Below are 10,107 nucleotides of genomic sequence, written 5' to 3' on the forward strand. Positions count from 1 at the left end.
GCGAGTCGCAATCCTGTCTCCGGCGCCGAGCTTGCGGCGCGACAGGAGAACGACATGCACGACAGCAGAATGATCGCCGACGCCTATCTGGCGCTGTGGAACGAAGCGGGCGACGATGCCCGGCGCGCTGCCCTGGACTCGGGCTGGACGACAAGCGCACGCTATATCGACCCGGTGATGCGCGGCGAGGGGCGTGACGGCATCGCCGCGATGATCGGCGCGGCACGGGCGCAATTCCCGGGCCATCGCTTCACCCTGCGCGGCACCCCGGACGGGCATGATGCCTTTGTCCGCTTCGGCTGGACGCTCGCGCCGGAGGGCGGCAGCGCCGTGGCGGCCGGCACCGATATCGTTCGGCTCGATGGATCGGGAAAGATCGCCGAGGTCATCGGCTTCCTCGAAGGCGCCGGCCAATGACCGCGCCTTTCGTCACAACCGGCGGCGGCCCCCAGCTCTTCGTCCGCGATTGGGGCAGCGGGCCGGCGATGCTCTTCCTGGCGGGAGCCGGCATGGACTCCCGCCTTTGGGGAGGGACGATGGCCGCGCTCAACGCACAGGGCGTGCGCACCATCGCCTGTGACCGGCGCGGGCACGGCCGATCGAGCGATCCGGGCGTGCTCGATTACGATATGCTGGCCGATGATCTCGCAGCGGTCATCGACACGCTTGACCTGCACGACCTGGTCCTGGTCGCGCATTCGGGAGCGGGTGGCGAGGCGATCCGCTATATCACGCGCCACGGATCGGATCGTATTCCGCATCTCGTGCTGGTCGGCGCGACCGGGCCATGCCCGTTGCAGCGGGCGGACAATCCCGAGGGCGTACCGCCCGCAGCAGTCGAGCAGCTCATCGCGGAGCTGGCCGGCGACCTCGCGGGCTGGATCGATCGCAACGCGGCACCATTCGCACCCGGCGTCTCGCCGCGCCTGATCGACTGGCTCGGCGGGATGATGCTCGATGTCTCGCGCCGCATCATGCTCGATTTCCAGCGGGCGATCTTCACTGCCGATTTCCGTGCCGAAGCAGCGGCCCTGCCCCTGCCGGTGACGATCCTTCATGGCGACCGCGACGCATCGGCACCGATCGACCAGAGCGCGCGTCGTTATGCGGCGATCGTCCCCGACGCGCGGCTCATCGTCTATGAGGGTGCGGCGCACGGATTGATGTTGACGCATTGCGACCGTTTCTGCCGCGATCTCATGGCCGTGCTGTGAGGCGAGCCACCGATTCACTGGCGCTGCGGAAGCGGCGCCAGCGAGCGGTTCGCCGTGTCTCGCCCCTCAAAGCGCCTTCAGATATTCCAGCAAGGCGAGTTTTTGCTGAGGGCTCAAAGTCGTCCCGAAATTATGGCCGCAATGGCTGTTGCCTGAATTGCGCTGATCGCAGCCGGTAGTGGTCCGGGTGCCGTGCCAGCCGGGCTGCGACGTGGCGAGGCCGAGATTGGCGGTGTCGTAGGCGGGGCCGACATCGAACGTCGTCAGGCGCTGGCTGTCGGGGGTGAGCAACTGCGCGAGGCTCGCGACCGAGCCATTGTGGAGATAGGGCGCCGCTGCCCAGATGCCGTGGATCATCCGCGATTCATAGGCGGGCGGATCCGTCTGGACCTTTTCCTCAGGCCGATCGGGGAAGGAATCGTCCAGCGCCTTTTTTACGCCGTCGGAGGGCGAGACCTTCGGATTGGGGGCGAGATTGGCGGCAACCGGCGTGCCCGAGCCAAAGATCGCCTGCTTCCAGGCGCCACTTTGCAGGATGGCACCGCCGACCGAGGTGCTGAGCAGGGTGAAGGACCGCTCGGTTCCCTTCAGTGGCTTGGTCAGGAAGGGAATCCAGGCGCCCGTCAGCACCCCGGATTTCGAGGTGCGATTGAGGATGTCATGCTCGCGCGAGTCCGTGCCGACATCCTGGATCAATGTATTCCAGGTCGGCTGGTCGGGGAACGCCCTGGGGCCGGGATTCTCGTTATGGCAATCGATGCAGCCGCCTTCCGCAGTGTGCATTTCATAGACCTGGCGCCCTTGTGCGGCGAGGGTGCGGTCGAGCGGCCAGGCGGCAGGCCATTTTGGCGGGCCGATCTGCTTCACCAGGTCTTCGAGTTTGAGCAAGCCGTTGAAATTGAGCGAGCTGCCTTTGAGGAAATCCCGGAAGAACAGGTGTGTGAGCGATAGCTTCGGATGGAAGGTCCCGAACACGCCGATCACTTCGCCGGTGTTGCGGGTCAGGCCGAAAATGTCGCTCCCGTTCGGGGCGAAGCCGGGCCACTGAGTCTTGTTCTGCTTGGGCGCGTCCCAGAGGAAGGGATAGCGCACCGGCGCATCGGCGGGCTGGATGTTCTCGTTGATGATATAGGTCGGCGGCCGGCCGAGATCGAGGCCGGTCAGCCGATCGAAGATCATGCTGACGGCGTCGAGCCGGCCGACGCCCCAATAGTCAGTCGGATAGGCGCCCGTTTTCAGCGCGCCTTCCCGGGCATACCAGATGTCGACAGCGACCCGCAGCTCGGCGACCTGCTTGACCGACGGCTTGGGCCCGAGCACGTCACTCGAGAAGCGGGCGAAGGCGATCGGATCGCTGCGGAGATGCTGGACGGCCGCGACCATATCCGTGAGCAGGCCGTAGAAATCGACGATCGCCGGGCCGCCATCGACCCGATATTGCTGGCCGCCCGCACTGAGCTGGCGGGTGTGGCAGGCAGCGCAGGTCATACCGGCCTGTTCCTGCCCGGCCGGGCCAGTCGTGGTGAAACCGACCGGCAGATCGCTGTCGGGGTTGGGCAGATAGCCATAGCGGGCGAATTTGTCGGCGAGGAAGGGCTGGCCGTCCGCGCTCTTCAGCGCCTTCAGCCAGGCGAGCGGGATCATCGCTGATCCCTGATCGCGGCTGTAGAAATCGGTTCGCGCCGCGCCGGTCCAGTTTATGCCCTGATCGACATAGGTGACACCGTCAGCCGCGACCTCGCCCTGCCCGGCCGTCGTTGCCGCCGGGATGGCAAGGCAGGCGGCGATCAGCGTGCCGGCGAGACTGTATTTCAGGATTGCCTTGCGCATTGCCGTCTCTCCCGGATGAGGAATTCAGGGGAGAGCATCATGTCCTCCGGCGTGAGGCAACCGGAGTTGGAACCACAATGGGCCTAGGAAGGAACGCCGTCCTAACGCGCGGCGGCGGCCATTTCGGCGTTGCGGCGGGTGGCTGCGTCGAGCGTCTCGTGCAGCAGGTGCTTCAGCACGTCGTCACGATCGAGAACGTCCAGTCCCTTGCGCGTCGAGCCGCCGGGGCTTGCCACGCGGTCAGCGAGTATGGCGGGGGAAACGTCGGCGGCGGCGGCGAGCATTGCCGATCCCTCGACTGTGGCGACGGCGAGTCGTGCCGCCTGATCAGCGGGCAGGCCGAGTGCTGCGCCGGCCTCAGCCAGCGCGTCGATATAGCGGTAGAGAAAGCCCGGGCCGCTACCGGCAAGCGCGGTGACGACGTCGAACAGGGCTTCGTCGGGGATCCATTCGACCAGCCCGAGCGGCGACATCAACGCGGATACGCGCTCGCGCAGCTCCGGATCGGGTGCCGATGCGTGCAGCCCGACCACGCCCTTGCCGATTCCGACGGGCAGATTGGGCATGGCGCGTACAATGGCCCCGGCGTTGAAGCGCCGGGCGAGCGCCGCTCCTTCGACGCCGGCGAGGATCGACAGCAGAACCGGCACGCCCGCCAGCCGATCGCTATAGCGCGTCGCGATTTCGTCGAGTTGCTGGGGCTTCATGCCCAGCATCACCAGATCGGGAAGCGGGCCCTGCGGCAGGTCTCGGGCTTGGCGAACGCCGTCGGGCAGCGCCCGGTCCGTGCGATTGACGATATCGACCTGATCAGCCGCGACGACGCCGCTGTCGATCCAGCGGCGCAGCATCGCGCCGCCCATATTGCCGCAGCCGATTAGCCAGAGGGATTTGAGGCTCACGCCCCGATCTCAGGCTTCACCCTGGGTCTCGGTCATCGCCGCGGCTAAGGCTTCCTTGGGCGTCTTGCCGCCCCACAGCACGAACTGAAAGACGGGATAGAAGCGCTCGCACTCGTCGATCGCGGATTCGACCAGCAATTCCGCGGCGCCGAGCGACATGGTGCCGCCCTCGCCCTCAATCATCGCTGCGTGGCGATAGAGCAGGATCCCGCTCGACGACCAGAGCTCGAAATGGCCGACCCAGAGCTGTTCGTTGATCAGCCCGATCGTCTCGTAGATCGCGGCGCGGCGCTCATCGGTTACGCGGATATCAGGGAAAGCGAGGAACTGAATGACGCTGTCCTCGTCGCGCCACAGCGCGCGAAGCTCATATTGAGTCCAGCTACCCTTGACCTTGGCGATGACCTCATCGTCCTGACGCTCATGCTCCCAGCCATGCGCGGCGAAATAGCTTTCGAGCATGTCGATGGGTGCAGCGTCCTCGCGTTCGTAATCGGCTTCGTCGAGCATCACATCCTGCCTCCCGCTGCCCTGGTGGCACCAGATGTGGTGCCGCCAAGGGTCGCTGCGCACAAGCGCTGCGCGGAAAGCTTCCTAGAAAAACCTGTGGAAAAGATCGTCAGACTCCTGCCTTGGGCTTCTTCGGCGCTGCCTTAGGGGCGGCCGTGCTGGTCTTGCCTTCAAGCGCATCGATCCGGGCGCGGAGCGCATCGGCATCGTCGCGTGCGGCAGCGGCCATTGCCTTGACTGCCTCGAATTCGTCGCGACTGACGAAATCCAGTCCGCCGATCCATTCCTTGGCCTTGGCGCGCGCGCCCGATTCAGCTTCGCGGCCCATGCCGGCGATCGTGCCGGCTGCGCCGTTCATGAACTTCACGAAATCGTCGAAAATCTTGTTGTCGGACTGCATTACATGATCCCGTAAAATAGCGTCTGGTCTAGATGATCTGGGTGGTCGAGGATGACGGCACAAGGGTTTCCGCCCCCGGGTTAAGCTCGGCGATCCTGTAGGTGAGGATGCCGGCATAGACCAGCCATGCCAGATACGGCACCATCAGCCAGGCAGCGCCGGTGCGAATTCGGCCGAACAACAGCGTCGTCGCGAGCGCGAGCACGAACATCACGCCGATCGTCACCAGCGACCAGAAGACCTGGTGCATGCCGAAGAACAGCGGCGACCAGATCAGGTTCGCGACCATCTGCACCGCGAAGACCGTGATCGCCGGGCCGCGCAGGCGCGATCCGCGCGCATGGATGATCATCGCGAGCGCGAGGCCAAGGAGGATGTAGATCGCAGTCCAGGCGGCAGGGAAAGCCCAGTCGGGCGGAGTCTGTTCGGGCTTGACCAGCGCACGATACCAGCTGCTGTCGGATCCGCTCGGCACCAGGCGCGCAGAGGTGAAGCCGAGCAACAGGATGAACGGAACGGTGACCACCGCCCAGCGCATGAATGCCAGCCTCAACTGCTGCTTCGATGCGATTTCCCTCAAAGTCTCCCGCCTTCCTGTTCGCGCGATACAGCGGCGCCCCATAAATCAGCCGGGGCCACGCGGCTGAATAAAGCACCGATTCTGCTATAAATGAAGAACGTGCCAATGTTTGAATCAATTGTGCAACTGCGAACAGGGTAAATCAAGCCGGATCACCGTGTCTTGAAGCGGCCAGCAGGAATTCGACATTGCCTTCCGGGCCGGTAATCGGGCTCTGGACGACACCTTCCACCCGCCAGCCTTTGGTTTCGATCCATTCGGAAACCTCGGCACAGACCCGCGCGTGAATGGCCGGATCGCGCACCACGCCGCCCTTGCCGACCTCCTCGCGCCCCGCCTCGAACTGCGGCTTCACCAGCGCCATCAGGCGTGTGTCTGGTTTCGCGAACCCCATCGGCACGTCGAGCACCTTGGCGAGACCGATAAAGCTGGCGTCGCACACGATCAGGTCGACCGGCTCCGGAATATGCGCTGCCGTCAGGATGCGCGCGCTGGTCTGTTCATGGACAATGACGCGGTCGTCCTGACGCAGCTTCCAGGCAAGCTGGTTGGTGCCGCTGTCGACAGCATAGACCCGCGCCGCGCCGCGGCTGAGCAGCACATCGGTGAAACCACCGGTCGATGAGCCGACATCGATCGCGACCGCCCCGGTCACGTCCCAGCCGAAATGGTCGAGCCCGTGCGCGAGCTTGATGCCGCCGCGCGACACCCAGGGATGGTCGCGCCCCTTCACCTCGAGCACCGCATCGTCAGGCACCGGCTGGCCCGGCTTGTCGACCTTGCGGTCGCCGAGAAACACGAGGCCGGCCATGATCAGCGCCTGGGCGCGGGTCCGGCTTTCGGCCAGGCCGCGATCGACAAGGAGCTGATCGGCACGACGCTTTGGCATTGCCTGCCCTACCAAGCCGAGTCGCGGCTTGATAGCCTCTCCCTGCAGCCTCGCGCAGCGACGAAACCGCTCCTGTCTGCGACCAGTCCAGGCCGCCCTTTCGGCCGGTCGCAGCCGGCGTGCGATCTGGCGCAACGCTATTGCCTATTAAAACAGTAGGAATAGCTTTCAAGGTCTGGAGGCGTGGTCGCACCGGCGTCCCCCTAGAGCTTCGAGCGGCCACGTCTCCTTACCCAATCAGGAGAGCGACGATGGCAAGTTTTTCGCCATACGATCCGGCTCAGCCAACGATCCTGACCGTCCCCGGCCTTGGCGGCTCGGGGCCCTCCCACTGGCAGAGCCTGTGGGAAAGCGCGCGCCCCGACACGGTTCGCGTGGAGCTCGGCATGTGGACCACGCCGCATCGCAACGCCTGGGTGACCAAGCTAGACCAGGCGATCTCGGCGGCCCAGGCGCCCGTCATCCTAGCAGCGCACAGCCTTGGCTGCCTCGCCGTCGCCTGGTGGGCTGAGCTGACGCGCCAGCCCTATGGCTGGCCGGTTGCGGGCGCGCTGCTGGTTGCACCAGCCGATGTCGACCGGCCCGATGCACAGGATGATCTGAAAGCATTCCGGCCCTCGCCGACCGCGCCCCTGCCCTTCCCTTCGATCCTGGTCGCGAGCCGCGACGATCCCTGGATCGCGATCGAGCGCGCGCACAGCCTCGCGGTCGGCTGGGGCAGCCATTTCGTCGATGCCGGCGCACAGGGCCATCTCAACGCGGCGAGCGGAGTCGGCTGGTGGACCGAGGGCCAGGAATTGCTCGAGCGCGTGATCCACGCCGCGGGCGATCGCAAGGGCCGGCCGCGCGCGCCGGGCGATGCGCGCTCGATCCTTGCGATCAACGCGACTGATGCCGCGCAGACGCATTATCTGGGCGACCGGGCGCTTTAGGGTCGCCCCGGCGGGCTCGAGTCGCAGCCAATGGGGAGCGTGACAGCGGTCGCTTTGCTGGCTGTTCCTGGCTGTTTTTCCGGAGAATTTTTTTGCTGGCTGTTATGTTGGATTTCGCGCCTGAATTTATGGCTTGTTTTCAGCCATTTATGGGCATGCTGGCTGTTATTGAATAACAGCCAGCTAACAGCCAGCTAACAGCCAGCTTTAATGGCTGTTTCAGCGAAAAATAGCCAGCACCCGCGAGCCTGTTTCGTTCATGATGTCAAAGAGCGCGGGGCAGCGTGCGAGGCGCACTCTGTCCGATGCGCGCCCTGCCATGGTCCGCTTCACATTTGAATCAGGGTGTCGCCCCGCAGCGGGATGCGAACACCTACCCAGCTAGAGTCGAGTTCGACCAGCTTTGCCCGTCATGCCGGACTTGTTCCGGCATCCACGTCTCCGCATGATCATCGCCGGTTGGTTTGCGGCACAGTGGACCCCGGAACAAGTCCGGGGTGACGGTTGGTTTAACTTGGTCGAACTCGACCTAGCTCGCCGGCTCGAGAAGGACGGCCGCACCACCGCCCGGGCTCATGCGGATGTGCAGGCTATCGCCGCGCGCCACCTTTTTCGTGATGTGCTCGACATCATTGGCCGACGCGCCGTCCTGCCAGATCGACGCGGTGTATTTTCCGGCGCCGAGCATCGAGAGCGGGATATCCACCTCGCGCGCTTCTTCGTTGGTCATTGCGCCGACATACCATGAAGTCCCTTTGCGCCGGGCGAGGACGACGAAGCTGGTGGGCGTTCCATCCACGAAGCGGGTCTCTTCCCAGGTGGTGGGCACGACCTTGAGGAAATCGAAGCCGGCGGCGTTCGCATAGGCCTCGGGCGCATCGGACACCATCTGCAGCGGACTGTCATAGACGACATATTGCGCGAGCGCCTGGCCGCGCGTGTTGCGCACCATGGGCATGACTTCGTGCACTTCATAGGATTGCGGCGTGCTGTTGCGGAAACCGCCGGGCGTATAGTCCATCGGCCCGAGCAACATGCGCGTATAGGCGAGCTTCACATTGTGGCCCGCGGTCACGTTTCCCCCGTTGAATTTATTATACTCGGCGCCCTTCACCCCTTCCTGAGTCAGGAAATTGGGATAGGTGCGCGCAAGGCCGGCGGGCGGGAAGGCGCCGTGCATGTCGAGCAGCATGCCGCGCTTCGCGGTCTCCCTGGCGAGCCGGGCGTAGAAGGCAACCATCTCCTGATCGTCGCGGTCCATGAAATCGACTTTCACGCCCTTGATGCCCCAACGCTTATAGGTATCCAGCACCGCGTCCATGCGCGGCTCGACATGCTGCCAGTGCGCCCAGAGCAGGAGGCCGACGCCCTTGCCCGCCGCATATTTCACCAGGGCGGGCATATCGATCGCCGGGTCGCTGCGGGTGATGTCCGTCTTCGGATCGGCGGCGCAGCACGGGCCGGCGTTCAGGGCCCAGCCGGCATCGATCATGAAATAGGGAAATCCCGAGGCGCCGGCGAAATCGATGAAGTGGCGATAACGCTCCATGCTCGGCTTCTCGCCGGCAGTGGGGCCAGACCACCAGTCCCAAGCGGCCTTGCCGGGCTTAACCCAGGAAAAATCGCCCTTGGGGGGAGGCGACAGGGCCTGGATCAAGGTCGATCCGATCAGGTCGCCAGCCCGGTTGCCCATCATGATCACGCGCCAGGCGCTGCGCAGGCCGTCGGGCGACACTACGGTGACGTCCTTGCGATCGAGCCGGGGCGTCATCCGCACCTGCAGGCCGCCGGCCGCGGCTTTCAGGCCGGATCCCGCATAATTTTCGATATCGGCCTGAGCGATGGCGAAATGGGTGCGGCCGGACGTGGAGGCGCAGAGAACCGGCACGTCATAGAGTTTGGCCGCGTCGAGCTGGGAAAGCTTCAGGGTGTTGAACGGCTTCTCATGCGAGCCGGAATATTCGCTGAGCTCGCAGGTCGGGTCGCCGGCGAAGCGGAAGCCGGTCTTCTCGGCCTTCAACGTGACCGGCGCGCCCTTCGGCACCAGATAGCGAAAGGCGACTCCGTCATTATAGGCGCGGACCTCGACCGCGAGATTGCGGCGGGCGCCCGAGCTTTCGCGAAAGCGGATGACCGCGCCATTGTACCAGTCGCGCGCGGCCCGCGTCTTGGTGGCGACGAGCGGCAGGTCCTGGCGGCGACTTTCGCGTTCGACGCCGACGAATTTCAGATCCGCATAGTCGCTGTCGGCGAGCTCCAGGCCGAGCGGCGATTCGCGCGAGATGACTTCCTTGTTGCGCGTGACGGAATAGCTCCCTCCATCAGGCGCGACGGTGATGCTGATGCTGGCATCGGGAGAGGCGACCGCAATCTCCGCTGCGGCCATTGCTGACAGGATCAAGATCATTTCCACTCCCACGCCCCATGCGTACCGCGCACGATTGTCGTGCCAGCGGTCGTGATTTAGGGGCCGGTCAAAGCTCTAATCGAAATTTCACCTGTGGCAACGGGTTTTCATAGACATTTTCCAGCGGGTAGCGCGGCTCGCAGAGCCAGGTCCTGAAACTCATAAAACCTCAGCTTTCGGCACGAGGGCTTAACGGCCGACATTGGTGGAGGCTGTGTGAAAACGCCCTGATGTGCTATGATTCTGGCGTTGCAGGAGGCGCCGGAATGGGACGTTTCATTGAGGGCTGTGACCGTCGGCAGAAGCTGCTTTTGCCAGATTGCGTTGATGATTACGTGTCCGAGGAGAACACGGTACGCGTGGTCGATGTCTTCATCGACGAACTGGATTTGGCGGGGCTCGGCTTCGAGGATGCAGCGTCTACGGGGCGCCCGGGATATCAT

The 10,107-nt window shown here is 64.5% G+C and carries 10 protein-coding genes and 1 pseudogene; 4 read left to right on the top strand and 7 right to left on the bottom strand.

Annotation, left to right across the window (positions count from 1 at the left end):
- The first annotated feature begins 54 nt into the window (after positions 1-54).
- Both AC1DVS_RS24080 and AC1DVS_RS24085 read left to right on the top strand, forming a co-directional pair.
- A complete protein-coding gene (locus tag AC1DVS_RS24080) occupies positions 55-417 on the top strand; it encodes a nuclear transport factor 2 family protein (protein ID WP_478027030.1) in 363 nt (120 codons plus the stop codon).
- Complete coding sequence (locus AC1DVS_RS24085) at positions 414-1,214, top strand: alpha/beta fold hydrolase (protein WP_478027031.1); 801 nt, start codon at positions 414-416, stop codon at positions 1,212-1,214. Before AC1DVS_RS24080 ends, AC1DVS_RS24085 begins: the two co-directional genes overlap by 4 nt.
- 66 nt (positions 1,215-1,280) lie before the next feature.
- Here AC1DVS_RS24085 and AC1DVS_RS24090 read toward each other — a convergent pair whose 3' ends face one another.
- From AC1DVS_RS24090 to AC1DVS_RS24115, 6 genes are all read right to left on the bottom strand, one after another.
- Positions 1,281-3,044 (bottom strand): di-heme-cytochrome C peroxidase, encoded by a 1,764-nt coding sequence (locus tag AC1DVS_RS24090; protein WP_478027032.1) that lies wholly within the window; start codon positions 3,042-3,044, stop codon positions 1,281-1,283.
- A 101-nt stretch (positions 3,045-3,145) separates the two neighbouring features.
- Positions 3,146-3,946: a pyrroline-5-carboxylate reductase gene (gene proC, locus AC1DVS_RS24095; protein ID WP_478027033.1), complete on the bottom strand. Its 801-nt coding sequence runs from the start codon at positions 3,944-3,946 to the stop codon at positions 3,146-3,148.
- Positions 3,947-3,955: 9 nt separating this feature from the next.
- Complete coding sequence (locus AC1DVS_RS24100) at positions 3,956-4,456, bottom strand: type III secretion system chaperone family protein (RefSeq protein ID WP_478027040.1); 501 nt, start codon at positions 4,454-4,456, stop codon at positions 3,956-3,958.
- Positions 4,457-4,565: 109 nt separating this feature from the next.
- Entirely contained in the window at positions 4,566-4,856 is a 291-nt protein-coding gene (locus AC1DVS_RS24105; RefSeq protein ID WP_478027034.1) for an accessory factor UbiK family protein, read from the bottom strand.
- A 28-nt stretch (positions 4,857-4,884) separates the two neighbouring features.
- Positions 4,885-5,436 (bottom strand): TspO/MBR family protein, encoded by a 552-nt coding sequence (locus tag AC1DVS_RS24110; RefSeq protein ID WP_478027035.1) that lies wholly within the window; start codon positions 5,434-5,436, stop codon positions 4,885-4,887.
- 142 nt (positions 5,437-5,578) lie between these two features.
- Positions 5,579-6,325, bottom strand: coding sequence for a TlyA family RNA methyltransferase (locus tag AC1DVS_RS24115; protein ID WP_478027036.1), 747 nt, complete (start codon positions 6,323-6,325; stop codon positions 5,579-5,581).
- A 251-nt stretch (positions 6,326-6,576) separates the two neighbouring features.
- Here AC1DVS_RS24115 and AC1DVS_RS24120 point away from each other — a divergent pair, with 251 nt between their 5' ends.
- Entirely contained in the window at positions 6,577-7,257 is a 681-nt protein-coding gene (locus AC1DVS_RS24120) for an RBBP9/YdeN family alpha/beta hydrolase (RefSeq protein WP_478027037.1), read from the top strand.
- A 529-nt stretch (positions 7,258-7,786) separates the two neighbouring features.
- Here AC1DVS_RS24120 and AC1DVS_RS24125 read toward each other — a convergent pair.
- Entirely contained in the window at positions 7,787-9,664 is a 1,878-nt protein-coding gene (locus AC1DVS_RS24125; protein WP_478027038.1) for a glycoside hydrolase family 97 protein, read from the bottom strand.
- A 266-nt stretch (positions 9,665-9,930) separates the two neighbouring features.
- Between AC1DVS_RS24125 and AC1DVS_RS24130 the strand changes: the two are divergent.
- Positions 9,931-10,107, top strand: a pseudogene (locus AC1DVS_RS24130) (IS5/IS1182 family transposase); the annotation flags it as partial.

Source organism: Sphingomonas sp. P3_C5 (assembly GCF_056402635.1).